Genomic DNA, 25,901 nt, shown 5'->3' on the forward strand with positions numbered 1-25,901 from the left:
ATGCCCCTCCCCAAAGCAGAACTGCACCTCCACATCGAAGGCACCCTGGAGCCGGAGCTGGCCTTCGAGCTGGCCGCCCGCAACGGCGTGAAGCTGCGCTACGCCGACACGGACGAGCTGCGCGAGGCGTACCGGTTCGAGGACCTCCAGTCCTTTCTGAACCTGTACTACGAGCTGATGACCGTCCTGCGGACCGAGCGGGACTTCGAGGACCTGGCCAACGCCTATCTGACCCGCGCCGCGGCGCAGGGCGTGCGGCACGCGGAGATCTTCTTCGACCCGCAGGCCCACCTCGCGCGGGGCCTGGACATGGGCACCGTCGTGGAAGGGCTGTGGCGGGCGCTCGGCCGCAGCGAGGAGAACCACGGCGTCTCCACCAGGCTCATCCTGTGCTTCCTGCGCGACGAGTCCGCCGACTCCGCGCTGGAGACCCTGGAGGCCGCGCGGCCGTACCTCGACCGGATCACCGGCATCGGCCTGGACTCCGCCGAGGTCGGGCACCCGCCGGTGAAATTCCGCGAGGTGTACGAGACCGCCGCCGCGCTCGGGCTGCGCCGGGTGGCGCACGCCGGCGAGGAGGGGCCGCCGGAGTACATCACCGAGTCCCTGGACCTGCTCGGCGTCGAGCGCGTCGACCACGGGCTGCGCTGCATGGAGGACCCCGCGCTGGTGGAGCGGCTGGTGCGCGAGCGCATCCCGCTCACCCTGTGCCCGCTGTCCAACGTCCGGCTGCGCACGGTGGACACCCTGGCCGACCACCCGCTGCCGGCCATGCTGGACGCGGGGCTGCTGTGCACGGTCAACTCCGACGACCCGGCCTACTTCGGCGGCTACGCCGACGACAACTTCCAGGCGGTGCGCGAGAGTCTGGGGCTGACCGGGGAGCGGCTGCGCGAGCTGGCCCGCAACTCCTTCCTCGCCTCCTTCCTGGAGGACGACGAGGAGCGCCGCGCCCGCTACCTGGCCGAAGTGGACGCGTACGTGTTCTGAGTGTGTCCGGACCCGGCCCCGGCATGGGCTATGATTGATCATGTCGAGGCCGCCGGAACTCCGGTAGCCGGACAGTGCGTTGGTGGTCCAAGGAAAGACGCCCCGCTTCCTGCGGGGAGATGCAGGTGCAAGGCCTGCCCGGCGCTCGACACAGAGCCCCGTCCCGCCGTGTGCGGGACGGGGCTCTTTCGCTGTGCGCGGGCCCGCCCGTATACGCGTGCGCGGCGGCCGCGGTGGTGCACACTGGCCAGATCCAGCACACCAGGGAGCGCACCGTGACCTCGTCGCACACCCTCATCGGAGAGGAACCCGAGCACCTCACCCCGGCGGGCCACCGCCAGGCCCAGGTCGATCCGCTCGCCGCGCTGCGCGCCCCCGGAGACCCGCCCTGGGACGTCTATCTCACGGGCACCGTCTTCCTCGACATCATCTTCACCGGCCTGGACTCGGCGCCCGTGCGCGGCACCGAGTCCTGGGCGCGCGGCATGGGCTCCAGCCCCGGCGGGGTCGCCAACATGGCCAGCGCGCTGGCCCGGCTCGGACTGCGCACCTCGCTCGCGGCGGCCTTCGGGGACGACCACTACGGCGAGTACTGCTGGGACGCCCTCGAACAGGGCGAGGGCATCGACCTCACGCCCTCGCGGACGGTGCCCGGCTGGCACTCGCCGGTGACCGTGTCCATGGCGTACGAGGGCGAGCGGACGATGGTCTCGCACGGGCACGAGCCGCCGCCCGAGGAGCCGGCCCCCGACTGCCCGCCGCGCGCACGGGCCGCCGTCGCCTCCCTCACACCGGGCCGCCGCGCCCCCTGGATCGCCCAGGCCGCGCGCGGCGGGGCCCGGATCTTCGCCGACGTGGGCTGGGACGAGACCGGCGCCTGGGACCTCGCCGGGCTGCCCGACCTCGAACACTGCGAGGCGTTTCTGCCCAACGCGGAGGAGGCGAAGCGGTACACCGGCGCCGACTGCCCGCGGCTGGCTGCGCACGCGCTCACCGAGTACGTGCCGGTGGCGGTGGTGACGCTGGGCTCGGAGGGCGCGTACGCGGTGGACCGCCGTACCGGCGAGGCGGCGGAGGTCCCGGCGATCGCGGTGGAGGCGCTGGACCCCACGGGCGCGGGGGACGTCTTCGTGGCCGGCTTCGTGACCGGGTCGCTCGCGGGCTGGCCGCTGGCCGACCGGCTGGCGTTCGCGGGGCTCACGGCCGCGCTGTCGGTGCAGGAGTTCGGCGGGTCCCTGTCGGCGCCGGGCTGGTCGGAGATCGGCGCCTGGTGGCGGCGGGTCCAGTCGCTGCCGGCCCAGGACCCGATGGCGCTCCAGCGGTACGCGTTCCTCGACCGGCTGGTCCCGGAGGAGCTGGACCGGCCGTGGCCGCTGCGCCGGGCCGTGCCCACGATCGGCTTCCGGGGTCCCGGCTGACGGCCGGGGCGCGCCGCCCGGCCGGGGGAAAAGTCCTACAGGCTTCTGAGCCGTCCGGCGTACTCTGGACAGCGACGAGGCCGCCCTTGGTTGTGCGGTCGTGATCAGGAGGAAGCGCAAGGCCTTCGCGCCGGCCCATGACACAGACACCCACAGCTCACACCCCCGCGCAGGAGCAGGCGAGAGCACAGCTCACCGTCCCCGCCCAGCACCCCATGGTGACCGTTCTGGGCTCCGGCGACTCCCTCCTGCGTGTGATCGAGAGGGCCTTCCCGGCGGCCGACATCCATGTCCGGGGCAATGAGATCAGCACGGTCGGCGATCCGGTGGACGTCGCCCTGATCTCACGCGTGTTCGACGAGATGATGCTGGTGCTCCGCACCGGGCAGCCGATGACGGAGGACGCAGTGGAGCGCTCGATCGCCATGCTCAAGGCGAGCGACAACGGTACGGGCGAAGGCTCGGAGACCCCGGCCGAGGTGCTGACGCAGAACATCCTGTCCTCGCGCGGCCGCACCATCCGCCCCAAGACCCTCAACCAGAAGCGCTATGTCGACGCCATCGACAAGCACACGGTCGTCTTCGGCATCGGCCCCGCCGGCACCGGCAAGACGTACCTGGCCATGGCCAAGGCCGTCCAGGCCCTCCAGGCCAAGCAGGTCAACCGGATCATCCTGACCCGCCCCGCGGTCGAGGCCGGCGAGCGGCTGGGCTTCCTGCCGGGCACCCTCTACGAGAAGATCGACCCCTACCTGCGCCCGCTGTACGACGCGCTGCACGACATGCTCGACCCGGACTCCATCCCCAAGCTGATGGCGGCCGGAACCATCGAGGTCGCACCGCTGGCGTACATGCGCGGGCGGACCCTCAACGACGCCTTCATCATCCTGGACGAGGCCCAGAACACGAGCCCCGAGCAGATGAAGATGTTCCTCACCCGGCTCGGCTTCGACTCGAAGATCGTGATCACGGGCGATGTGACGCAGGTCGACCTGCCGAACGGGCAGAAGTCGGGTCTGCGTCAGGTCCAGGAGATCCTGGAGGGCGTCGAGGACGTGCACTTCTCCCGGCTGACGTCGCACGATGTCGTACGGCACAAGCTGGTGGGCCGTATTGTCGACGCGTACGAGAAGTACGACAGCAAGAACGGCACCGAGAACGGCTCCCACACGGGCGGCCACCGACCGGGCGCCAAGGGCACCAAGGGGAAGTAGACCGGCACGAGCATGTCGATCGACGTCAACAACGAATCCGGCACCGAGGTCGACGAGCAGGCGATCCTCGACATCGCCCGCTATGCGCTCGCACGGATGCGCATCCACCCGCTCTCCGAGCTCTCCGTGATCGTCGTGGACGAGGACGCCATGGAGCAGCTGCACATCCAGTGGATGGACCTGCCCGGACCCACCGATGTCATGTCCTTCCCGATGGACGAGCTGCGTCCGCCGGGCAAGGACGACGACGAGCCCCCGCAGGGCCTGCTCGGCGACATCGTGCTGTGCCCGGAGGTCGCCGCCAAGCAGGGCGCCGAGGCGCCGACGCAGCACTCCATGGACGAGGAGCTTCAGCTGCTCACCGTCCACGGCGTGCTGCACCTGCTCGGCTACGATCACGAGGAGCCGGACGAGAAGGCCGAGATGTTCGGCCTGCAGGCCGCCATCGTGGACGGCTGGCGGGCCGAGCGCGGCCTGACCGGGCCGTCTCCGGCCCCGACCGTCTCGTAAGCGGCCGGATGTCCCCGCAGATCGTGATCGGCGCGATCGCGCTGGTCGTCGTCGCCTGGCTCGCCGCCTGCGCGGAGGCGGGCCTCGCCCGTGTCTCCAGCTTCCGGGCCGAGGAGGCCGTGAAGTCCGGGCGGCGCGGCGGCGAGAAGCTGGCGCAGATCGCCGCCGACCCCACCCGCTACCTCAATGTGGCCCTGCTGGTCCGCGTCGCCTGCGAGATGGCGGCCGCGGCCCTGGTCACCTACGCCTGCCTGGAGGCCTTCCCGGTCACCTGGCAGGCGCTGCTGGTCGCCATCGCGGTGATGGTCCTGGTGTCGTACGTCGCCGTCGGGGTCTCCCCGCGCACCATCGGCCGCCAGCACCCGCTGAACACCGCGACCGTGGCCGCGTACGTCCTGGTGCCGCTGGCCCGGATCATGGGCCCGATCCCCTCGCTGCTGATCCTCATCGGCAACGCCCTCACCCCCGGCAAGGGCTTCCGGCGCGGCCCGTTCGCCTCCGAGGCGGAGCTGCGCGCGCTGGTCGACCTCGCCGAGAAGGAGTCGCTGATCGAGGACGAGGAGCGCCGCATGGTGCACTCCGTCTTCGAGCTGGGCGACACCCTGGTGCGGGAGGTGATGGTGCCGCGCACCGACCTGATCACCATCGAGCGCTTCAAGACCATCCGGCAGGCCCTCACCCTCGCCCTGCGCTCCGGGTTCTCCCGGATACCGGTCACCGGGGAGAGCGAGGACGACATCGTCGGGATCGTGTACCTCAAGGACCTGGTCCGCAAGACGCACATCAGCCGGGACGCGGAGAGCGACCTGGTCTCCACGGCCATGCGCCCGGCGGTCTTCGTGCCCGACACCAAGAACGCGGGCGACCTGCTGCGCGAGATGCAGAAGGAGCGCAACCACGTCGCCGTCGTCATCGACGAGTACGGCGGCACCGCGGGCATCGTCACCATCGAGGACATCCTGGAGGAGATCGTCGGCGAGATCACCGACGAGTACGACCGCGAGCTGCCGCCGGTGGTGGACCTGGGCGAGGGCCGCTTCCGGGTCACCGCGCGCCTGGACATCACCGACCTCGGCGAGCTCTACGGCCTGGAGGAGTACGACGACGAGGACGTGGAGACCGTCGGCGGACTGCTCGCCAAGGCCCTCGGCCGCGTCCCCATCGCGGGCGCGTCCGCCGAGGTCGAACTCCCCGACGAGCGGCGGCTGAGGCTCACCGCGGAGTCCTCCGCCGGCCGCCGGAACAAGATCGTCACGGTGCTGGTCGAACCCGCGGCCGAGGAGAAGCCCGAGTGACCCCCGAGGAGCTGCGCGCCTTCTGCCTGTCCTTCAACGCGGCCGTGGAGGACTTCCCGTTCGACCCGCGGACCTCGGTCTTCAAGGTGCTGGGCAAGATGTTCGCCCTGACCGACCTGGCCGCGCGGCCCCTGACGGTCAACCTCAAATGCGACCCGGAGGACGCGGTACGGCTGCGCGCCGACCACGAGGGCCTGATCATCCCCGGCTGGCACATGAACAAGCGCCACTGGAACACGGTCACGGTCGACGGCGCACTGCCGGACCGGCTGGTGCGCGAGCTGGTCGAGGACTCGTACGACCTCGTCGTCGCGGGGCTGCCGTGGGCGGAGCGGCTGCGGCTCGACCGGCCGTAATCGCGTTGCCCGGAGCCCTGGGGATTCGAGAGCATCCCGTATGACCATCCGATATCCGCGCCCCCTGCGCCCCGGTGACCGTGTCGGTGTGACCTCTCCGTCCTCGGGTGTGGCCGAGCCCCTCAGGCCCCGCCTCGACGCCGCGATCAAGGAGGTCGAGGCACGCGGCTACGAGGTCGTCGTCGGCCACTGCATGGACGGCACCACCCACATCAGCGCCCCGGCCGCCGAACGCGCCGCCGAGCTGACGGGGATGCTCACCGACCCCGCCATCCGGGCCGTCGTCCCCCCGTGGGGCGGCGAGACGGCCATCGACCTGATGCCCCACCTGGACTTCGAGGCGATCCGCCGGGCCGAACCCACCTGGCTCGTCGGCTACTCGGACATGTCGACCGTGCTCGCCCCGCTGACCCTGCTGACCGGGGTGGCGACCGTGCACGGCAACTGCCTCATGGAGACCCCGTACCGGACGCCCGAGGGGCTGCTGTCCTGGCTGGACATCGTGGCCGCGCCCCACGGCGAGCCGTTCACCCAGAGCCCGCCCGGCCGGCACTACACCGGGGGCCGCCCCGACTGGGTCGGCGACCCCGGAATGCGCGAACTGCCGCTGGAGGGAAGGGGCGGCTGGCGGCGGCTCGACGGCGAGGGCGACCTGGACGTCGAGGGGCGGCTGATCGGCGGCTGCGTGGAGACCGCCGGTCCGCTCGCCGGGAGCCCCTGGCTCGACACCACGCGCTTCGCGGGCGACGAGCCGCTGCTCGTCTATGTCGAGGCCGGCGGGGACGACGCGTTCGCCATCGCCCGCCAGTTGCACGGCATGCGCCTCGCCGGGTTCTTCGACCGGGCCGCCGCGGTCCTCGTCGGCCGCACCCGCGCCCCCGACACCCCGGACCTCACCCAGGACGCGGCCGTCCTCGACGCCCTCGGGCCGCTGGGCGTGCCGATCCTCGCCGACGTCGAGTGCGGGCATGTCGCGCCGTACCTCCCGCTGGTCAACGGCGCGCGCGGCCGTGTGGTGCACACGGCCGCGCGCAGCGAGATCGTCCAGACCCTGGACTGAGGTCAGGCCCTGGAGCGGCGCAGGCCCGCCCCGATCAGGAGGGCGGCGCCGAGCACGATCGCCGTGTCCAGGGCGATCACCGTGTGCACGCCGGTCAGCAGGGAGCCGGAGGTGGTGGCCAGCACGCCCAGCAGCGGGATGCCGACCGTGATGCCGACCTGCTGGGTGGAGGTCACCAGTCCGGTGGCCAGCCCCTGCTCCTCGTCCGGCACACCGGAGGTCACCGTCAGGCCGTACGAGATGATCGCGCCCAGATGGCACATGCTGGCCAGGGCCACCGCGGCCGTGGCGAGCCACACCGACCAGCCGTGGGTGCCCAGCAGGAGCAGGCTCGCGGTCAGCGCGCCCTGGCCGGTCAGCGAGCCGACCAGGGTGCGGCGAGCGCCGAGGCGGCCGATGACCTTCGGGGCGAGGGTGCCGGCGACGACGGACAGCAGGCCCTGGAAGCCGAAGACCAGCCCGGTCTCGAAGGCGGACAGGCCCAGGATCTCCTGCAGGTACAGGGTCAGCACGAAGACGATCGCGGACATCATCGAGAAGGTGACCAGACCGCCGATGTTGCCCCACGCCACCGTGCGCCGGCGCAGCATCGGCAGGGAGACCAGGGGCGCCGCCGAGCGGGACTCCACCAGCACGAACGCGGTCAGCAGCAGCAGCCCCGCGGTCAGGGCCGCGATGACGTCGGCGCGGCCGAAGCCGTGGTCGGCGGCGGTGGACAGGCCGTAGATCAGGGACAGCAGCCCGGTGGTGACGGTGACGGCGCCGGGCACGTCCAGGCGCGGGCGGTCCGGGACGGGGGTACCGTCCGCGCCTTCAACGGCATGGGGGAGCGACTGCGGCAGCAGGCCGGGTGCCAGCGGCAGCACGATCAGCGCGAACAGGGTCAGCAGGGCCATCGTGGAGCGCCAGCCGAAGGTGTCGGTGAGGGTGCCGCCCGCGACCATGCCGATGGTGAAGCCCAGCGACAGCAGGGTGCCGGAGATGCCGAGGGCGCGGTCGCGGGCCGGGCCCTCCGGGAAAGTAGTGGTCAGCAGGGACATGCCGGTCGGTACGATCGCCGCCGCGCCGAGCCCCTGGAGGGCGCGCCCGGTGAGGAACGAGGCCGGGTCCCAGGCGAGGGTGGACAGCAGCGAGGCCGCGCCGAACAGGGCCAGGCCGGCCAGGAACAGTCTCCGCCGCCCGAACAGGTCGCCGGCGCGGCCGAACAGCAGCAGGAAGCCGCCGGAGGGCAGTGCGAACGCGGTGACGGCCCACTGGAGCGCGGACTGGCCCATGCCGAGGTCGCGGCCGAGGGCGGGCAGCGCCACGTTCAGCACGGAGAAGTCCAGCGCGACCATGAACTGGGCCGCGCACAGCACGAACAGGACGAGCTTGTCACGCGTCGACAACCGGGGGGTGCCGGGCGCCGCGGTGACCGCTGCGGGGGAGGTCGGGGTGGTGGTGTCGATCGCCATGGACCGAGCATCGGGCGAACGGAATACGGGTGGGGAGTCGGAACTTATGGTGGTGGTGGCACCACCAGACACGAGGGACCGACGGGGGAGGGCGGCACGTGCCTGCTGCTGAGGCGACGCGCAGTCATCGGCGCGACGAACTGCGGGAGTTCCTGATGAGCCGGCGTGCTCGGGTCAGCCCCGAGGAGGCGGGACTGCCCGCCGGGGGCGGCAGGCGCCGTACGCCCGGACTGCGCCGGGAGGAGGTGGCCGTGCTCGCCGGGGTGGGCGCCTCCTGGTACCAGTGGCTGGAGCAGGGGCGGGAGATCTCCGTGTCCCCGCAGGTGCTGGACGCGGTCGCGCGGGTGCTGCGGCTCAGCGACGCCGAGCGGCGGCACCTGTATCTGCTGGCCGGGCTGAACCCGCCCGCGCCGCAGGTGGTACCCGGCAGGAAGGACATGTGCGACGGGCTGCGGCGGCTCATCGACACCTGGATGCCGTACCCGGCGCACATCATGGACCTCTACTACAACTGCGTGCAGTACAACGACGCGGCCGCGATCGTGCTCGGCATGCGCCCCGGCATCACCCAGAACTGCCTGATCGACTTCTTCACCGATCCGCTGTACCGCGAGCGCAGCCACAGCTGGGAGCGCAACGCGCGCACCGTCGTGGCGCAGTTCCGGGCCGCGTGCGCGGCACGCCCCGACGACGAGGGCTTCCGGGAGGTGCTCGCCGAAGTGAGCGCCGCCAGCGAGGAGTTCACGGCTCTGTGGGCCGAGCGGGACATCGAGGACCAGGGGCAGGTGCGCAAGGAGCTGTCGCATCCGCTGGCGGGGCTGCTGGTGGTGGAGTCGACGGTGCTGAAGGTTCCCGCCCGGCCCGATCTGATGATCGTGCTGCACACTCCGCTGGACGAGGCGAACACCGCGGAGAAACTGGAGTGGCTGGCCTCCCCGGAGGGCCGGCGGGGCGCGATGTACCCCGTCGCGGGGTGAGCGCCGCGGGGCTTCGTATGCTCGGGGCATGACGGAGAGCAGCGCGCTTGACCCCGAGGACCGCAAGATCGTGACCCTGGCCCGTTCCGCGCGGGCCCGCAACCACGTGCCCGAGGGCGCGGCCGTACGGGACGACACCGGGCGCACCTATGTCGCCGGGACGGTGGACCTGGCCTCGCTGAAGCTCAGCGCGCTGCGCACCGCCGTCGCGATGGCGGTGGCGTCCGGGGCGGCCTCGCTGGAGGCGGCCGCGGTGGTGAGCGACGCGGAGTCGGTGCCGGCCGAGGACCTGGCCGCGGTGGCCGACCTCGGGGGCGCGGACACGCCCGTGCTGCTCGCGGGGGCGGACGGCACGGTCCGTACGACCGTCACCGCGGGCTGACCGCCGCAAGGAGACGGGGCGGCGCGGGTACGTTTCCGTGACGTGACGGCGACAGCGCGTCACCACGGATTCGCGGTACGGCGGGGGCTCCGGGATCAGGGACAATGAACGGCATGAGCGTTCGCACCCAGTCATCCGAGCAGCCGGCGGAAACCGTCCACCGCGCCGGCTTCGCCTGCTTCGTGGGCCGCCCCAACGCGGGCAAGTCCACCCTCACGAACGCTCTGGTCGGGCAGAAGGTGGCGATCACCTCGAACCGGCCGCAGACCACACGGCACACGGTGCGGGGCATCGTGCACCGCCCGGACGCCCAGCTGATCCTGGTCGACACCCCCGGACTGCACAAGCCGCGCACCCTGCTGGGCGAGCGGCTGAACGACGTGGTGCGCACGACGTGGGCCGAGGTGGACGTGATCGGCTTCTGCCTGCCGGCCGACCAGAAGCTCGGGCCCGGTGACCGGTTCATCGCGAAGGAACTGGCCGGGATCAAGAAGACGCCCAAGGTCGCCGTTGTCACCAAGACCGACCTCGTGGACTCCAAGACCCTCGCCGAGCAGCTGATCGCCATCGACCAGCTCGGCAAGGAGCTGGGGTTCGAGTGGGCGGAGATCGTGCCGGTGTCGGCGGTCGGGGACAAGCAGGTGGAGCTGCTGGCCGACCTGCTGGTGCCGCTGCTGCCCGAGGGGCCCGCGCTCTACCCCGAGGGCGACCTCACGGACGAGCCCGAGCAGGTGATGGTCGCCGAGCTGATCCGCGAGGCGGCGCTGGAGGGCGTGCGGGACGAGCTGCCGCACTCCATCGCGGTGGTCGTGGAGGAGATGCTGCCGCGCGAGGACCGGCCGGCGGAGCGTCCGCTGCTCGACATCCACGCCAACGTCTACATCGAGCGGCCCAGCCAGAAGGGCATCATCATCGGCCCGAAGGGCAAGCGGCTCAAGGAGGTCGGCATCAAGTCCCGCAAGCAGATCGAGGCGCTGCTGGGCACGCCGGTCTTCCTGGACCTGCACGTCAAGGTGGCGAAGGACTGGCAGCGCGACCCGAAGCAGCTCCGCAAGCTCGGCTTCTGACGATCTCCTCCCACCCACCCGTCCGGAAGGCCGGGCGGGTGGGTGCCGTCATACCCCGGCCTGATCCGAACGAGAGACCCTAGTCCACCCCCCTGATCCGCCCCACCAGCACCGCCCCCGCCAGCCCGATCGCCGCCGCGACCAGGTACAGCACCCGGTACCCGCCCAGATGCGTCACCAGGGGCGCCGCCAGGACCGGGGCCGCGGCCTGGGGAAGGGCGTTGGCCACGTTGAGGACGCCCAGGTCCTTGCCCCGGTCCGGGGCGTGCGGCAGGACGTCCGTCATCAGGGCGAAGTCGACGGAGGTGAAGACGCCGAAGCCGACGCCGAGGACGGCCGCGGCCAGCACCGCGCCCGGCCAGGTCTGCCAGCCGGCCAGCGCCGCCGTCGCCACCGCCATCAGCACCCCCGACCACACCACGAACGGCTTGCGGCGGCCCGTGCGGTCGGACCAGACCCCGCCGGCCACCACCGTCGCCAGCAGGGTCGCGCCGTTCACCGCCGTCAGGATCAGGACGCCCCGGCCGGGGTCGGGGTAGTGGATGCGGTCGCGCAGGTAGTAGAGCAGGTACAGCAGCACCAGCGCGTTGCCGAGGTTGATCAGGAAACGGGTCAGCCAGGCCCAGCCCAGGTCGGGATACCGGCGCGGGCTCAGCCGGAAGCCCGCCAGGAACCCCCGCCAGGACCACGGCGGCCGGTCCGCGCGCGCCAGGGGGATGTCGCGGAAGAGGAGGACGTACGGCAGGACGCCCGCCGCCGCGCACACCGCGCACGCCAGGTACCCGGCGCGGACGCCGCCCACCGCCGTCGCCAGGCCCGTGCCCGCGACCACGCCCAGGATCTGCGCCGCGCCCAACCATCCGCCCACCGCGCCCCGTTGGCGCCTCGGCACCCGGTCCGGGACGGCCGCCGTCACCGCCGCGAAGGCCGCGTTCAGGGTGAGCTGGACGAGACACCAGCCGAGCGCCATCGACCACGGCCCGCCCGCGCCCGCGAGCAGCAGCAGGGACAGCGCCCCGCCCGCCGCCCCGGCCACGATCCACGGTGCCCGGCGGCCCGCACGGGCGGTCGTACGGTCGGACAGGGCGCCGAAGACGGGGTTCGCGAGCAGGGAGACCACCGCGCCCGTGCCGGTCACCCAGGCCAGCAGGGACTCCTTGGACATCCCGGTGCCGGGCGCGAGGTCCTTCGCCTGGGCGGCCAGCAGGATCTGGAGCGGGCCGAACCAGCCCACCCAGATCGCCCCGTTGGCCAGCGAGAGGGCCGCCGTCCAGCCCCGGCCCACCGGCGCGGACGGCTCGGCGGGCGCGGCCGGCGGGCGGCCGGTGGTCATCTCTGCGCCCGCAGCACATCCCGGAACCAGTGGTACGACGCCTTCGGCACCCGCTTGAGTGTCGCGTAGTCCACGTGCACCAGACCGAAGCGCCGCGCATACCCCTCGGCCCACTCGAAGTTGTCCAGGAGGGACCACACGAAGTAGCCGCGCACCTCCACCCCGGCGCTCAACGCGGCGTGCAGGGCGCGGAGATGGGCGTCCAGGTAGGCGATGCGGTCCTGATCGTCGAGGCCCTCGTACGAGCAGCCGTTCTCGGTGATGACGATCGGCGGCAGCCGGTTGCCGTAGCGCTCGCGGAAGCCGCACAGCAGTTCGGTCAGCCCCTCGGGGACCACCGGCCAGCCGAAGTCGGTCCGCGGCCGGCCCTCGATCTCCCTTATCGAAAAAGGGAGTTCGGCGGGTATGGGCACGCCGCCGGACTCCGTCTCCGTGCCCAGCGGGGCGCCCACCCGCGTCGGCGCGTAGTAGTTGACGCCGTACCAGTCCAGGGGTTCCGCGATCACCTCCAGATCCGCCGGAAGGTCGGCCGCGGGCATCAGCTCGCCCAGCCCGTCCGGATAGGCGCCCAGCAGTACCGGCTCCGCGAAAAGCCGGTTGAGCAGCGTGTCGTAGAAGTCCGCCGCCGCCGCGTCGGCCGGATCGGCGGAGGCCGGCCAGGTCGGACCGTGGGAGTTGGCGATGCCGATGTCGGCCGCGCCGGCCGCGCGCAGGGCCCGTACCGCGAGGCCGTGCGCGAGGAGCTGGTGGTGGGCGACCGGGAGGGCGTCGAACAGCAGCCGCCGGCCGGGGGCGTGCACGCCGAGGGCGTGGCCGAGCAGGGTGTGCTCGGCGGGTTCGTTGAGAGTGATCCACTTGGTGACCCGGTCGCCCAGGCGGGCGGCGACCACCGCCGCATGGTCCGCGAACCGGGCCGCCGTGTCCCGCTCCAGCCAGTCCAGGGACGCGGGCAGATCCCAGTGGAAGAGGGTGGGCACCGGCCGGACGCCCGCCGCGCACAGCTCGTCCACCAGCCGGTCGTAGAAGTCCAGGCCGCCCGGCGAGCTGACGCGGGGCCAGGAGACGGAGAAGCGGTAGGCGTCCACGCCGAGACCGGCGAGGAGCGCCACGTCCTCGGGGTAGCGGTGGTAGTGGTCGCAGGCCACCGCCGCCGTCGAGCCGTCCTTCACCCGGCCCGGCTCGGCGGTGAACACGTCCCACACGGAGGGCGCGCGCCGGTCGGCGGCGCCCTCGATCTGGTGGGCGGAGGTCGACACGCCCCACAGGAAGCCGGCCGGGAACCGGGGGAGCGGAGTGCCTGTGTCAGTCGCCATGGCCGGATCATCCGTACCGTCGGTAACGAAGTCAACGCCCGTGCGTGAGCCAGTAGTTGTGCGTCAGTCGACTGCCGCGCGCGAACCGGCGGCCGTACGCTGGCCGGCGCTCGTACGTGTCCACGCGGCCGTGCGCGAGTCGGCGGCCGTGTACGGGTCAACGCCCGTGCGTCCAGCGGCTCCAGTGGTCGCCGGGTGTGGGCCGCATGGCCCAATCGACTGGCATTCGCCGCCCGGTCGTTCCGAAACTGAGCCGTATGACAGTCCATCAGCTGACCACCAGGCCGCGTGCACGGCTGCTCACCGTGCTCGCGGCGTGTCTGTTCGTCCTGCTGGGCGGCGTGCCCGGCGCGCTCGCCGACACCCGCCGCGGCACGGCGTCCACCGACTGCATCTCCACCCCGGCCGAGTACAAGGCCGCCTGGGACGCCCGCCAGGTGCGCTGCGTGTCCCCCACGCTGTTCGGCACCACCCACACCCGCGGCGACACCACCCTCTATCCGAGCGGGTTCTGGTACGCGTGGGCGGGCTCCGACACCAATCTGGAGCGCTACCTCCAGCTGCGCAGCCGGTACGGCGACCAGCCCCCGAAGACCGGCATCGGCGTCCTGTCCTTCGTCGGCTATCCGGGCCTAGACACCTGGGACACGCCGACCGATCTCGCCGTCTACACCCTGCCGTCCGGGGTCCGCGCCCAGGTCCCGGCGTTCGAGACCTGGTTCCGGCTGCTGGACGAGGAGTTCGGGCACACGGGCGCCTATCCGCTCGCCGCGCAGCGGGACCTCGTACTCGCCTATTCACGCCTCGGCCGCGACGAGGACGTCGTCGGCGCCTTCCAGGAGGTGACCGGGTGCAGGCGCAGCCGGCTCCTGGCGGGTGCGGCGCCCTCGGCGGCGATCGGGTGCCGCCGCGACTTCCTCGACGCGCTGGCCGCCGCCGGACCCTCCCCGTACGACGGCGCGTCCACGCTGGACTGCTTCGCCAACTTCCAGTCCGGCTACACCGGCCCGCGCGACGCCGCCGCCCTGCGCGCCGTCCTGTACCAGTGCCAGGACGCCGGGTTCCTCAACACCGGGGTGGGCCTCGGCTACAACACGTACGCCAACCCGTTCGTGTGCAAGCCCGCCGCCGCCCAGACCGTACGGCAGCGGTACACCGGGCGGGAGTTCATCCTGCCGAACGCGTCCTTCGCGGAGCTGCCGAGCCACGTCGACATCCCGCTGGACCTCGGCGCCCCGCACCGGCGCGGCTTCCTCCGGAGGGGCTACTGCTGACCGGAGCGCTCTACTAGGCGCCTTCCTTGAGGGCGCGGGAGACCAACTCCCGCTGGTCCTCGGTCAGCCGGGGATCGGCCGCGTACACCGTGCGGCCGTCCACCGTGATCTCGTAACTGAACCCGTCCGGCACACCGGTCGGCGGGGTGTCCTGGCCGGACGCGAGGACGCGTCCGGCCAGTGCCTCCCACTCCTCGGCGTCGGGCCGGGAAGAGGTGTCCACCTCGGCCCGGCGCTCGAAGCCCGCGAAACCGCCCGTGCGCGTCACTTGAATCCGCATGGGTCCAGTGTCGCAGCGCGCGGGCCGCCGTGGGGGGACTACCGGGTGCGCGCTAGCGCGTATGCACCCCGACCTGCTCCCACGCCTTCTGCACGGCCTCCAGTTCGTCGGCGCCGAACCGGTGGCGCGCCGCCTTCACGGTGAGCTTGGCGAAGTCGGCGAACTGCGCGTCCGGTTTGAGGTCGCCGCCGGTCAGCGCGTCGTACCAGACCTGTCCCGCCTTCTCCCAGGCATGGCCGCCGAGGGCCTTGGCGGCCAGGTAGAAGGCGTGGTTGGGGATGCCGGAGTTGATGTGCACCCCGCCGTTGTCGCGGCCGGTGCGCACGTAGTGCTCCATGGTCGCGGGCTGCGGGTCCTTGCCGAGGTTCGGGTCGTCGTACGCCGTGCCCGGCGCCTTCATCGAGCGCAGCGCGGTGCCGTGCACGCCCGGCGCGAGAAGACCGGCGCCGATCAGCCAGTCGGCCTCGGCTGCGGTCTGGCCCAGCGCGTACTGCTTGATCAGCGAGCCGAAGACATCGGAGACCGATTCGTTGAGCGCGCCGGACTGGCCGAAGTACTCCAGGTTGGCGGTGTGCTGGGTGACGCCGTGGGTCAGCTCGTGGCCGATGACGTCGACCGGGATGGTGAAGTCGAGGAAGACCTTTCCGTCGCCGTCGCCGAACACCATCTGCTCGCCGTTCCAGAAGGCGTTGTCGTAGCCCTCACCGAAGTGCACGGTGGCGTCGAGCGGCATTCCGTTGCCGTCGATGGAGTGGCGGCCGTACACCTTCAGATACAGCTCGAAGGTGGCGCCGAGGCCGGCGTAGGCGCGGTTGACGGAGGCGTCGGAGCCGGGATCCGAGCCCTCCTCGCGGACCTTGTCGCCGGGCAGGTCCTGGGAGTGGTGGGTGTCGTAGATGGTGCGGTGCGGCTGGTCGGCGGCGGCGCCCTCGGGCGGTGCGGCGGCACTCGCACCGATCACGGTGGTCAGCCGGCGCCGGGTGCGCTGGTAGGCGTCGTGTTCCAGGGAGCGGCGTGCGGGTGCCGACACGTCCGGGTCCTGGGCCTGCGAGAGCCGGTCGAGGACGTGCGGCGGCACGATGGAGCAGAAGACGGGCCCGAGGGCCCCGTTCCTCGTCGTCATGCTATCGACCATCGCACTGAGTGACGCCAAAGTCACTACTCGCAACCATGATTGGTGAAATACCGGGACAGGGGGCGCGACGGAGCGTGACATTGTGCTACCGCGGTGCGCCCCCCGTGGATCGCCCGTGCCGCACCCCTGTGGCTTCTCGCACTTTTTGTCCCTTTCATCCCGCCGGTCCCGCATACTGGACCGCATCGCCGCATCCTGAACCGCTCGGCTAGGCTGCGCTGCATCATGCGTTTCGTGCTGCTTCTTCTTAGCTGCCGCGGCGAGGGTCTGTAGTCGAGGCCGACTCCCTCCCCGCGGAGCTCGGCGTCGCGTCGTCGGCCGTCCACTCGGACATCCGGACCCCCTGAGGAGCCACGCACCATGGCCAACCGCCAGCAGCCCAGTTCCATGCCGATCCACAAGTACGGTCGTTACGACCAGGTGGACATCCCGGACCGCACCTGGCCCGACCAGCGGGTCACCGCGGCCCCCCGCTGGCTCTCCACCGACCTGCGCGACGGCAACCAGGCCCTGATCGACCCGATGTCGCCCGAGCGCAAGCGCCGGATGTTCGACCAGCTGGTCAAGATGGGCTACAAGGAGATCGAGGTCGGCTTCCCCGCCTCCGGCCAGACCGACTTCGACTTCGTGCGCTCGATCATCGAGGAAGAGGGCGCGATCCCCGAGGACGTGACGATCTCCGTCCTGACCCAGGCCCGCGAGGACCTGATCGAGCGGACCGTGGAGTCCCTCAAGGGCGCGCGGCGCGCCACCGTCCACCTGTACAACGCCACCGCCCCGGTCTTCCGCCGGGTCGTCTTCCGCGGCTCCAGGGACGACATCAAGCAGATCGCCGTCGACGGCACCCGCCTGGTGATGGAGTACGCGGAGAAGCTGCTGGGCCCGGAGACCGAGTTCGGCTACCAGTACAGCCCGGAGATCTTCACCGACACCGAGCTGGACTTCGCGCTGGAGGTCTGCGAGGCGGTGATGGACGTCTACCAGCCGGGTCCGGGCCGCGAGATCATCCTCAACCTGCCCGCCACGGTGGAGCGTTCGACCCCCTCCACGCACGCGGACCGCTTCGAGTGGATGCACCGCAACCTGTCCCGCCGCGAGTACGTATGCCTGTCCGTGCACCCGCACAACGACCGCGGTACGGCGGTGGCGGCGGCCGAACTGGCGCTGATGGCCGGCGCCGACCGCATCGAGGGCTGCCTGTTCGGGCAGGGCGAGCGCACCGGCAACGTCGACCTGGTCACCCTGGGCATGAACCTGTTCTCCCAGGGCGTCGACCCGCAGATCGACTTCTCCGACATCGACGAGATCCGTCGTACGTGGGAGTACTGCAACCAGATGGAGGTCCACCCGCGCCACCCGTACGTGGGCGACCTGGTCTACACGTCCTTCTCCGGCTCCCACCAGGACGCCATCAAGAAGGGCTTCGACGCGATGGAGGCCGACGCGCGGGCCAGGGGCGTCACGGTGGACGACCTGGAGTGGGCGGTGCCGTACCTGCCCATCGACCCCAAGGACGTCGGCCGCTCCTACGAGGCGGTCATCCGCGTCAACTCGCAGTCCGGCAAGGGCGGTGTGTCGTACGTCCTGAAGAACGACCACAAGCTGGACCTGCCGCGCCGGATGCAGATCGAGTTCTCGAAGATCATCCAGGCCAAGACGGACGCCGAGGGCGGCGAGATCACCCCGAAGGACATCTGGGCGGTCTTCCAGGACGAGTACCTGCCCAACGCCGCCAACCCGTGGGGCCGCATCCAGGTCAGGAACGGGCAGTCGACCACGGACAACGACGGCGTGGACACGCTCACCGTCGAGGCCACGGTGGACGGCGAGGACCGCGTGCTGACCGGCTCCGGCAACGGCCCGATCTCGGCCTTCTTCGACGCCCTCCAGGCCATCGGCATCGACGTACGCCTGCTGGACTACCAGGAGCACACGATGAGCGAGGGCGCCTCCGCGCAGGCCGCCTCCTACATCGAGTGCGCGATCGACGGCCAGGTCCTGTGGGGCATCGGCATCGACGCGAACACGACGCGTGCCTCGCTGAAGGCGGTCGTCTCCGCCGTCAACCGCGCCACCCGCTGACCCACCCCCACCGGGGGTTTCGAGGCTCCGGCCGCCGCACAGGGCGGCCGGAGCCTCGTCGATTCCCGGCCACAGGGCCGGACAGGTCACAGATCGGTCTCGTCCGGGGTACTGACTCCGCCGCGCGATGTGGCTAACATCACGCCAGCGCGGCGATGGTGCCGTGCTCTAGGGAGGTGCGACGTGCTGCCGGTAAGGGGACGAGAAGACCGTGCCACCAGGGCCCTGCGCGTCCTGGGCACCCGCACCGCGTGGACACCCGTCGGCGACGGCGAGTTCTACTGCCCCGGCTGCGGGGGTGACCGCAACTACCAGCGGCTCACCGGACGCCGCCGGCTCACCCTGCTCGGGGTGCCGGTGCTGCCGCGCGGGACCACCGGGCCCGTCGTGGAGTGCGCCGCCTGCGGCCACCACTACGGCACCGACGTCCTGGACCACCCCACCACCCGCCGCTTCTCCGCGATGCTCCGCGACGGCGTGCACACCGTCGCCCTCGCCGTGCTCGCCGCGGGCGGCGCCGGCTCCCGCGCCTCCCTGGAGACCGCCTGCGCCGCGGTCCGCGCGGGCGGCGTCGACGACTGCACAGAGGAGCAGCTCGCCGCCCTGGTCGACGCCCTGGCCGCCGACACCGGGCGGCTCCTGGGCGAGCCCTGCGGGAGCGGTCTGACGATAGAGCTGCACGAGGCGCTGGACCCGCTCGCCCCGCACCTCGCCCCGGCCGGGCGCGAGGCCCTGCTCCTGAACGGCGCCCGCATCGCCCTCGCCGACGGCCCCTACACCCCCGCCGAACGCGACGCCCTGACCACGGTCGGCGCGGCCCTGACGCTCCCGGCCGAGGACGTGGCCCGGCTCCTGGAGGCGGCCCGCACCCCGTCCTGACCCGGACGGCCGTCCACGCCCCGTCCTGACCCTCGACGGCCGTCCTATCGGCTCCCGCTGATTAACTCGAACGGAGTAGGGGTGTGCGCCCGTACCGGGGCAGCATGAGGGCGTGACCCCGCCGCGCCGCACCGTACTCACCGGCCTCACCCTCCTCGCCGCCCTCGTGGCGGCCCCGCACCCCGCCGTCGCGAGGCCCCTGAACCCCGCGCCGGGCTGCGCCTCCTCACGGCCGTACATCTCGGGGCAGGGCGGGTACGCCGCCTACCGCATCCCCGCCGTGGTCCGCACCCCGCGCGGCACCGTGCTCGCCTTCGCCGAGGGCCGGCGCGACGGCTTCGGCGACAGCGGGGACATCGACGTGGTGGTGCGCCGCTCCACCGACGGCGGCTGCACCTGGGGCGCGCTCACCGTGGTGGCCGCGGGTGACGGGAACACCCGCGGCAACCCGGCGCCCGTCATCGACCCGCACACCGGCACCATCGTCCTCGTGACCTGCGCAAACGCCGGAGACGTGACGGAGGACCAGATCATGCGGGGCCAGGTCACGGCCGACCGGGGCCGCCGGGTCCAGGTGCAGCGCAGCTCGGACGACGGCCGTACCTTCACCGCGCCTCGGGACATCACGGCCGAGGTGAAACGGCCCGACTGGCGCTGGTACGCCACCGGCCCCGGCCACGCCGTCGCCCTCACCCGCGGCCCGCACGCCGGACGCCTCCTCGTGCCCGCCGACCACTCCACCACCCCGCCCAAGGGCTCCGGGGACACCGGCCGCGAGTCCCGGTACTACGCCGGCCACGCCCTCTACAGCGACGACGGCGGGCGCACCTGGCACCTCGGCTTCACCACCACCGGCCCCGGCGGGGTGGCCGACGTCAACGAGACCAGCGCCACTCAACTGCCCGACGGGCGCCTCTACTTCAGCGCTCGCGACCAGTACGGCAGCGCCCCCGGCAACCGTCTCGACACCTACTCCTCCGACGGCGGCGCCACCCTCGACCGCCCCTACGCCGCCCAGAGCACCCTGAAGGACGTACCCGTGGTCCAGGGCAGCGTGCTGCAACTCCGGGGCGCCGATGCCCCGTTGCTGTTCTCCGCGCCCTCCGTGCCCACCGCCCGCCGCGCCATGGCCGTGTGGTCCAGCACCGACGCCGGCCGCACCTTCAGCCGCCTGACCACCCTGGACGACGGCCCGGCCGCCTACTCCGACCTGGTCCAGCTCGGCACCGGCACGGTCGGCGTGCTGTACGAGACGGGTTCCTACGACGGTCTGACGTTCCGGCGGCTCACCGGGGTCGGTGCTCACTCGCCCGCCGGGGCGCCCGCCCGCCGGTGAGCCGACGGATCGGCACCGAGCGAGGGGAGGGTCAGCTGCCACCAGTCGGTGAGCCGGTCGGTGACGGTGGCCGCGCCCTCCAGTGCCTCGGTGAGTGAGCACAGTCCGAAGAACGCGCGTACCAGGGTCCGGGCGGTGGGTGCGGGGCGCACGTGTCTGGCCAGGTGGCCGGCGCTGCGCGCCTCGGCGAGCAGGCGGGTCGCGGCGGCGGTCCACAGCGCGAAGGGGTCGGGCAAGGGGGCGTCGATGGTGGCGCGCTCGGCCCACAGGCGTGCGCCCGCGCGTGTCACCGGATCCTCGGCGAGGGCGCGGGCGATGTCGTAGCTGAGCGCGACGAGCCGTTCGACCGGGGGGACGGCCGCGTCCGCGTAGCGCGCGGTCAGCTGGGGCCAGGTGGCGAAGCGGTCCTGGACGACGGCGAGTGCGATGCCCTCCTTGCTGGCGTAGTGGAAGTAGACGGCGCCGCTGGTCCGGCCGGACCGGGCGCTTATGTCGTTGACGCTGGTGCCCGCGTACCCTTGTTCGGCGAAAAGCTGGGCGGCCGCTTCCAGAAGTGTTCTGCGGGTTGTCCTGGCCCGTTCCTGCAACGTTCCGCCTGCCCTCGCTCGGCATGTCCGACGGCCAAGAATGTAGTGCGCCCGCGTACGCCGGGGGCAAACAGGAATCACACTCGCGCGGTAATTACGTATTTCTTTCGAGGGCCAACGCGAGCGGGTGGTAAGGGGGGCGTTTTCTCCGCCTCATACACCCTCGGCGGCGCCACAGTCCAGTCCCTCTATGGGGTTATTGCCTGATTTACGTGCGCGAAAATATCGTAGTCGTCGCTATCTTTCCGTTTCCTGTGGAACGTCGGGAATGACGCGATTCGATGACGCGTGCGCCGCACGCCACCCCCTGTCCCTGCCACCCTAGGAGGCCATGGTGACCCCTCACGTCCGCCCACTGCTCGACTGGTCGCCCGAGGCCGTCGTCTTCGACTGCGACGGCACCCTGATGGACAGCGAACGCCATTGGGTGGAAGCCCGCACCCTGGCCTTCCGGGAATTCGGCCTCCAGGCGCCGCCCGGCTTCGCCGAGCGGGCCAAGGGCATGCACTACGAGGAATGCGGCCGCCTGATGGCCGACTCGGTGCACAAACCCGAGCTGGCGGCCGGCCTGACCGGAGCGCTCCTCGACCACTTCCTGGAACTGGTCACCGACGACCCGGTCACCATGCCGGGCGCCGTCCAGCTCGTGCGGACGCTGTCCGGGCGGGTGCCGCTGGCGGTGGCCAGCAACTGCCCGATGGTGGTGGTCGAGGGCAGCCTCGAACGGGCCGGGCTGCGCACCCACTTCCAGCACATCGTCGTCCCCGAGAGCGGGGGCACCGTACGGCCCAAACCCTGGCCGGACGTGTACCTCCTCGCGGCCCGCCTGTGCGGGGTGCCCCCGCTCGGGGCGCTCGCCGTCGAGGACTCGCTGACCGGGGTGGAGTCCGCCCACCGCGCCGGGCTGCGGGTGCTCGGGGTCGGCCCCCGCCCCGCCGGGGACGACGCGAAACGGGCCGACCTGTGGGTACCGTCGCTGCGCGAACCGGAGGTGCTCGCCTGGGCGCAGACCCGCGTCACCGGGGCACCGGAACCGGACTGAGGCGCTCGGCGGTACGGAGGGCTACAACAGCCCCGCCGAGGCGAGGAACGTGGCGACCTTCTCCGTCTCCTCGCCCGACAGCGGCACCTGCGGCTCCGCGGTGACCGGGCAGTCGATCACGCCCCGCAGATGCAGGGCGGCCTTGAACGCGCCCAGCGCCGAGGAGCTGCCGCCCATCCGTGCCGGATCGCCCGCCCCGGTCAGCCCGAACAGCGCGCACAGCCGGTCCTGTTCGGCCCGCGCCCCCGCCCAGTCGCCCGCCCGGCACTGCCGGTACAGCCGCACATACCCGTGCGGATCGACATTGGCGAGCCCCGGCACCACCCCGTCCGCGCCCAGCGCCAGCGCGGCGTCGGCGATCAGCTCCGAGCCGGTCAGCACGGCGAATCCGGGGTGGGCGCGGGCCCCGGTGACCAGCTCCCGGAAGGCCGCCAGATCCCCGCTGGAATCCTTGATCCCCGCCAGCACGCCGTCCCCGGCGAGCCCCAGCACCAGTTCGGGGGGCAGCTTGGTGTGCACGGCGACCGGGATGTCGTAGGCGATGACCGGCACCGGGCTCACGGCCGCGATCCGGCGGTAGTGGTGGACGATCTCCGAGGGGTGGGTGCGGGCGTAGAACGGCGCGGTGACCACGACCGCCTCCGCGCCCGCCGCCGTCGCCGCGCGCACCTGGTCCAGGACCCTCGGGGTGGTCATGTCGATCACCCCGGCCAGCACCGGCAGTCGGCCGCCCACGTGCCCCGCGACCGCCTCCACCACCCGGCGCCGCTGGGTGTCCGTGAGGAACGCCGCCTCAGAGGTCGAGCCGAGCACGAACAGCCCGTGCACCCCCGCCCCCACCAGGTGGTCCACCAGCCGCAGCAGCGAGGGCACATCGACCTCGCGCTCGGGCGTCAGGGGCGTGCAGACGGGCGGGACGACTCCGGTGAGCGGGGCGGGGAAGGTCATGCACGGCTCCTGCGGGTGAGGTCGCGGGTCGACAGGTCCTCCTCCCCAGGATGGCGACAGCGGTAGCGGCACGCCGGCCACGACGCGACCGAGAAGTTCCGGCACCACCTGTGCGCACACGGCCGGACCTCTGCCGTCGAGAGGGGTTACGCGGTCGCCGGGGCGGTGGTGAAGAAGGCGGTCATCCGGGCCAGGCCGTCCTCGCCGAACAGGGTGTCCAGGCTGGCCGCGGATTCGGTGGCGGAGGAGGTGCTGCGGGGGAAGAGGGCCGACTCGTAGGCGGTCAGGGCGGATTCGGTGTCCGTGGGGTGGGCGGCGATGGCCTCGGCGAGGGTCGCGCCGTCGTACATGGCCAGGTTGGCGCCCTCGCCGGCGAAGGGGGACATCAGGTGCGCGGCGTCGCCCAGCAGCGTCACCCCCGGAACCCGGTCCCAGCGGTGGCCGACGGGCAGGGCGTGGATGCGGCGCGGAGTGAGCGGGCCGTCGGCGTCCGCGATCAGCCCCCGCAGGCCCTCGTCCCAGCCCTCGAAGCCCGCGAGGACCGCCGCCTTCGCCGCCGCGGTGTCGCCGAAGTCGATCGTGTCGAGCCAGCCCTCGTCCGCCTTCACCGCGGTGTACACGTGCAGGCTCCCGTCCGGCTCCCGGTGGGCCAGGAAGCCGCGGCCGGGGGCCGGGCAGAGGAAGAACCCGCCGCCGATCAGCGCCGCGGCGCGCGGATGGCGGGTGTCGGCGTCCAGCAGGTCCGTCTCCACGAAGGAGATGCCGGCGTACGCGGGCCGCGCGGACGAGACCAGCGGCCGGATCCGGGACCACGCGCCGTCCGCGCCGATCAGCAGGTCGGTGGTGACGACCGAACCGTCGGCGAACGTCACCTCGTGCCGGCCCCCGCCCAGCCCCCGCGCCCCGGTCGCCTTGGCGCCCCAGCGGATCGTGCCGTCCGGCAGCGAGCCCAGCAGCAGGTCGCGCAGGTCGCCGCGGTCCACCTCCGGCCGACCGCCCGTGCCCTCGTCCTCCCGCGCGACCCGCACGACGCCGTCGGGGCCGACCAGCCGCATCGCCTGGCCGCCCTCGTGGACGAGTTTCCGGAACGCGTCGTGAAGACCCGCGGAGCGCAGCGCCCGCTGCCCGTCCTCCTCGTGGATGTCGAGCATGCCGCCCTGCGTACGGGTCGCCGCGGATGCCTCCGCCTCGAAGACCGCCGCCTCGATCCCGTGCACCCGCAGGACCCGCGCGGCCGTGAGACCGCCGAGCCCCCCGCCGATGATCGCGATGGGGACGTGGCTGCTGTGCGTCATGGGGCCTCCCGGCCGAGGGGTCTACCGAACGGCTCCACCGTAGCGAACGCGTTCGTAACGAACAAGTTCGTAGAAGGGGGTGCGGAGGCGGAGAAGGGCGGCGGGGGCGAGTCCGGTCAGTCCGCCGGGGTGGGGACCGGGGTCCGTGTGATGCCGTTGACCAGCACGTCGAAGCTCCAGCGCATGCGGTCCGCCACCGCGCCGCCGAGCAGGGCCGGCATGTGCGCCTTGATCGCCGGGTGCGTCGTCCCGCTCACCGAGTGCAGGGCACGGGCGAGCGCGTCCCAGTCGTCCGCGTGCGCGGGGTCCTGCGCCTGCGTCGCGTGCTCGGCGGCGGCTGCCGTGGCGTCCTGGAGCAGCTTGTCCACCCCCCAGGCGACCTGCTCGCGCGCGGCCCCGCTGCGGGAGAGCAGCTCCAGGACCCGTTCCACCAGCCGCAGATAGTTCTCGCCGCTGGGCCGCGCCACGAGTGCCGACCGCGCGAGCTGCGGGTGCGTGAACAGGACGCGGGTGTACGACGCCAGGACGGCCCGAAGCCGCTCCCGCCAGTCCTCCCCGGCACCCCCGGCCGCCAGGTCGACCTCCCCGAGCAGCGCGTCCAGCACGGCCGCGTGCAGCTCGGCGGTGCTCGCCACGTACACGTACAGCGAGGCCGGGCCGGTGTCCAGCTCCTGCGCCAGCCGGCGCATGGTGACCTTCTCCAGCCCCTCGGCCCGCATCAGCCGTACGGCGGTGTCCACGATGCCCTGCCGGGTCAGCGCGGGCTTCGCGGGCCGCTCCCGGCGGCTGACCGGCTCTCTTCTCGCTGTCATGGCGCGATCGTAACGAACGCGTTCGTGCCGTACCGGGCCGGTGGCGGAGGGCCTGCGGCGCCATGGGCGAGAATGGGCGGCATGAGTCTGTTCCGCGACGACGGCATCGTGCTGCGCACCCAGAAGCTGGGCGAGGCGGACCGGATCATCACCCTGCTCACCCGCGGCCACGGCCGGGTCCGGGCCGTGGCGCGGGGCGTGCGGCGCACCAAGTCGAAGTTCGGGGCGCGGCTGGAGCCCTTCTCCCATGTGGACGTGCAGTTCTTCGCGCGCGGCAGCGAACTGATCGGGCGCGGGCTGCCGCTGTGCACCCAGAGCGAGACGATCGCGCCGTACGGCGGCGGCATCGTGACCGACTACGCCCGCTACACCGCCGGTACGGCCATGCTGGAGACCGCCGAGCGGTTCACCGACCACGAGGGCGAACCGGCCGTACAGCAGTACCTGCTGCTGGTCGGCGCGCTGCGCACGCTGGCCCGCGGGGAGCACGCCCCGCACCTGGTGCTGGACGCGTTCCTGCTGCGCTCGCTCGCCGTCAACGGGTACGCGCCCAGCTTCGGCGACTGCGCGCGGTGCGGGATGCCGGGACCCAACCGGTTCTTCTCCGTCGCCTCCGGCGGCTCGGTGTGCGCCGACTGCCGGGTGCCCGGCAGCGTCGTACCGTCACCGGGGACCCTGGTACTGCTGGGCGCCCTGCTTACGGGAGACTGGGAGACGGCGGACGCGTGCGAGGCGCGGTACGTCCGGGAGGGCAGTGGGCTGGTCTCCGCCTATCTGCACTGGCATCTGGAACGCGGGCTGCGGTCGCTGCGGTACGTGGAGAAGTCCTAGCCGGGCCGGGGAGCCGGCCCGAGAAGTCGTA

Annotated in this window: 25 protein-coding genes; 16 read left to right on the top strand and 9 right to left on the bottom strand. The window is 72.3% G+C overall.

The features are described 5' to 3' along the window. The 7 genes from ACZ7EC_RS06615 to ACZ7EC_RS06645 all read left to right on the top strand — a co-directional run bounded on the left by ACZ7EC_RS06615 (position 1) and on the right by ACZ7EC_RS06645 (position 6,843). Positions 1-990 carry an adenosine deaminase gene (locus ACZ7EC_RS06615; RefSeq protein WP_471058823.1) on the top strand — a complete coding sequence of 330 codons (990 nt, stop codon included), beginning with the start codon at positions 1-3 and terminating at the stop codon, positions 988-990. A gap of 275 nt (positions 991-1,265) precedes the next feature. Beyond that, complete coding sequence (locus ACZ7EC_RS06620; RefSeq protein WP_471058825.1) at positions 1,266-2,408, top strand: carbohydrate kinase family protein; 1,143 nt, start codon at positions 1,266-1,268, stop codon at positions 2,406-2,408. A 137-nt stretch (positions 2,409-2,545) separates the two neighbouring features. After that, entirely contained in the window at positions 2,546-3,622 is a 1,077-nt protein-coding gene (locus ACZ7EC_RS06625) for a PhoH family protein (RefSeq protein ID WP_471058827.1), read from the top strand. Positions 3,623-3,634: 12 nt separating this feature from the next. After that, positions 3,635-4,132 carry an rRNA maturation RNase YbeY gene (gene ybeY, locus ACZ7EC_RS06630; protein WP_397986014.1) on the top strand — a complete coding sequence of 166 codons (498 nt, stop codon included), beginning with the start codon at positions 3,635-3,637 and terminating at the stop codon, positions 4,130-4,132. A gap of 8 nt (positions 4,133-4,140) precedes the next feature. Continuing rightward, entirely contained in the window at positions 4,141-5,427 is a 1,287-nt protein-coding gene (locus ACZ7EC_RS06635) for a hemolysin family protein (protein ID WP_471058830.1), read from the top strand. Next, positions 5,424-5,783, top strand: a complete 360-nt coding sequence (locus tag ACZ7EC_RS06640; protein ID WP_471058832.1) for an MmcQ/YjbR family DNA-binding protein — start codon at positions 5,424-5,426, stop codon at positions 5,781-5,783. Before ACZ7EC_RS06635 ends, ACZ7EC_RS06640 begins: the two co-directional genes overlap by 4 nt. Before the next feature lie 40 nt (positions 5,784-5,823). Then, entirely contained in the window at positions 5,824-6,843 is a 1,020-nt protein-coding gene (locus ACZ7EC_RS06645) for a S66 family peptidase (protein ID WP_471058834.1), read from the top strand. A gap of 2 nt (positions 6,844-6,845) precedes the next feature. Here the strand turns inward: ACZ7EC_RS06645 and ACZ7EC_RS06650 are convergent, their stop codons facing one another. Beyond that, the gene (locus ACZ7EC_RS06650) at positions 6,846-8,297 is read right to left on the bottom strand and encodes an MFS transporter (RefSeq protein WP_471058836.1); all 1,452 of its coding nucleotides are present in this window, start codon (positions 8,295-8,297) and stop codon (positions 6,846-6,848) included. Between the two features lie 155 nt (positions 8,298-8,452). Between ACZ7EC_RS06650 and ACZ7EC_RS06655 the strand changes: the two genes are divergently transcribed. The 3 genes from ACZ7EC_RS06655 to era all read left to right on the top strand — a co-directional run bounded on the left by ACZ7EC_RS06655 (position 8,453) and on the right by era (position 10,723). Further along, positions 8,453-9,274 (top strand): helix-turn-helix transcriptional regulator, encoded by an 822-nt coding sequence (locus ACZ7EC_RS06655; protein ID WP_471059747.1) that lies wholly within the window; start codon positions 8,453-8,455, stop codon positions 9,272-9,274. Between the two features lie 28 nt (positions 9,275-9,302). Continuing rightward, entirely contained in the window at positions 9,303-9,656 is a 354-nt protein-coding gene (locus ACZ7EC_RS06660; protein ID WP_471058838.1) for a cytidine deaminase, read from the top strand. Positions 9,657-9,769: 113 nt separating this feature from the next. Beyond that, positions 9,770-10,723 carry a GTPase Era gene (era, locus tag ACZ7EC_RS06665; protein WP_397986020.1) on the top strand — a complete coding sequence of 318 codons (954 nt, stop codon included), beginning with the start codon at positions 9,770-9,772 and terminating at the stop codon, positions 10,721-10,723. 79 nt (positions 10,724-10,802) lie between these two features. Here era and ACZ7EC_RS06670 read toward each other — a convergent pair whose 3' ends face one another. Together ACZ7EC_RS06670 and ACZ7EC_RS06675 are read right to left on the bottom strand one after the other, a co-directional pair. Beyond that, the gene (locus ACZ7EC_RS06670; RefSeq protein WP_471058839.1) at positions 10,803-12,056 is read right to left on the bottom strand and encodes an MFS transporter; all 1,254 of its coding nucleotides are present in this window, start codon (positions 12,054-12,056) and stop codon (positions 10,803-10,805) included. Continuing rightward, positions 12,053-13,369 (bottom strand): GH1 family beta-glucosidase, encoded by a 1,317-nt coding sequence (locus ACZ7EC_RS06675; RefSeq protein WP_471058841.1) that lies wholly within the window; start codon positions 13,367-13,369, stop codon positions 12,053-12,055. The genes ACZ7EC_RS06670 and ACZ7EC_RS06675 overlap by 4 nt, the downstream gene beginning before the upstream one ends. Before the next feature lie 257 nt (positions 13,370-13,626). Between ACZ7EC_RS06675 and ACZ7EC_RS06680 the strand changes: the two genes are divergently transcribed. Further along, a complete protein-coding gene (locus ACZ7EC_RS06680; RefSeq protein ID WP_471058843.1) occupies positions 13,627-14,643 on the top strand; it encodes a hypothetical protein in 1,017 nt (338 codons plus the stop codon). Between the two features lie 13 nt (positions 14,644-14,656). On the opposite strand, the gene ACZ7EC_RS06685 is transcribed toward ACZ7EC_RS06680, so the two are convergent. Further along, on the bottom strand, positions 14,657-14,923 hold the full coding sequence (locus tag ACZ7EC_RS06685) for a protealysin inhibitor emfourin (RefSeq protein WP_471058845.1): 267 nt from the start codon (positions 14,921-14,923) through the stop codon (positions 14,657-14,659). Positions 14,924-14,975: 52 nt separating this feature from the next. Then, the gene (locus ACZ7EC_RS06690) at positions 14,976-16,046 is read right to left on the bottom strand and encodes a M4 family metallopeptidase (protein ID WP_471058847.1); all 1,071 of its coding nucleotides are present in this window, start codon (positions 16,044-16,046) and stop codon (positions 14,976-14,978) included. A 372-nt stretch (positions 16,047-16,418) separates the two neighbouring features. Between ACZ7EC_RS06690 and leuA the strand changes: the two genes are divergently transcribed. From leuA to ACZ7EC_RS06705, 3 genes are all read left to right on the top strand, one after another. Beyond that, entirely contained in the window at positions 16,419-18,140 is a 1,722-nt protein-coding gene (leuA, locus tag ACZ7EC_RS06695; protein WP_471058849.1) for a 2-isopropylmalate synthase, read from the top strand. 183 nt (positions 18,141-18,323) lie between these two features. Continuing rightward, the gene (locus tag ACZ7EC_RS06700; protein ID WP_471058851.1) at positions 18,324-19,019 is read left to right on the top strand and encodes a TerB family tellurite resistance protein; all 696 of its coding nucleotides are present in this window, start codon (positions 18,324-18,326) and stop codon (positions 19,017-19,019) included. 112 nt (positions 19,020-19,131) lie between these two features. After that, positions 19,132-20,355 carry a sialidase family protein gene (locus tag ACZ7EC_RS06705; protein WP_471058853.1) on the top strand — a complete coding sequence of 408 codons (1,224 nt, stop codon included), beginning with the start codon at positions 19,132-19,134 and terminating at the stop codon, positions 20,353-20,355. On the opposite strand, the gene ACZ7EC_RS06710 is transcribed toward ACZ7EC_RS06705, so the two are convergent. Beyond that, complete coding sequence (locus ACZ7EC_RS06710; RefSeq protein ID WP_471058855.1) at positions 20,322-20,942, bottom strand: ScbR family autoregulator-binding transcription factor; 621 nt, start codon at positions 20,940-20,942, stop codon at positions 20,322-20,324. The genes ACZ7EC_RS06705 and ACZ7EC_RS06710 overlap by 34 nt on opposite strands. Before the next feature lie 334 nt (positions 20,943-21,276). Between ACZ7EC_RS06710 and ACZ7EC_RS06715 the strand changes: the two genes are divergently transcribed. Beyond that, positions 21,277-21,984 (top strand): HAD family hydrolase, encoded by a 708-nt coding sequence (locus tag ACZ7EC_RS06715; RefSeq protein ID WP_471059749.1) that lies wholly within the window; start codon positions 21,277-21,279, stop codon positions 21,982-21,984. A 21-nt stretch (positions 21,985-22,005) separates the two neighbouring features. On the opposite strand, the gene ACZ7EC_RS06720 is transcribed toward ACZ7EC_RS06715, so the two are convergent. The 3 genes from ACZ7EC_RS06720 to ACZ7EC_RS06730 all read right to left on the bottom strand — a co-directional run bounded on the left by ACZ7EC_RS06720 (position 22,006) and on the right by ACZ7EC_RS06730 (position 25,039). Next, a complete protein-coding gene (locus tag ACZ7EC_RS06720) occupies positions 22,006-22,932 on the bottom strand; it encodes a dihydrodipicolinate synthase family protein (protein WP_471058857.1) in 927 nt (308 codons plus the stop codon). 146 nt (positions 22,933-23,078) lie between these two features. Next, on the bottom strand, positions 23,079-24,227 hold the full coding sequence (locus ACZ7EC_RS06725; RefSeq protein ID WP_471058859.1) for an FAD-dependent oxidoreductase: 1,149 nt from the start codon (positions 24,225-24,227) through the stop codon (positions 23,079-23,081). 116 nt (positions 24,228-24,343) lie between these two features. Beyond that, the gene (locus tag ACZ7EC_RS06730) at positions 24,344-25,039 is read right to left on the bottom strand and encodes a TetR/AcrR family transcriptional regulator (RefSeq protein ID WP_471058861.1); all 696 of its coding nucleotides are present in this window, start codon (positions 25,037-25,039) and stop codon (positions 24,344-24,346) included. An 81-nt stretch (positions 25,040-25,120) separates the two neighbouring features. Between ACZ7EC_RS06730 and recO the strand changes: the two genes are divergently transcribed. After that, on the top strand, positions 25,121-25,870 hold the full coding sequence (recO, locus tag ACZ7EC_RS06735; protein WP_471058863.1) for a DNA repair protein RecO: 750 nt from the start codon (positions 25,121-25,123) through the stop codon (positions 25,868-25,870). Positions 25,871-25,901 lie beyond the last annotated feature (31 nt).

The sequence above is a fragment of the Streptomyces sp. NPDC037203 genome (genome assembly GCF_055605065.1).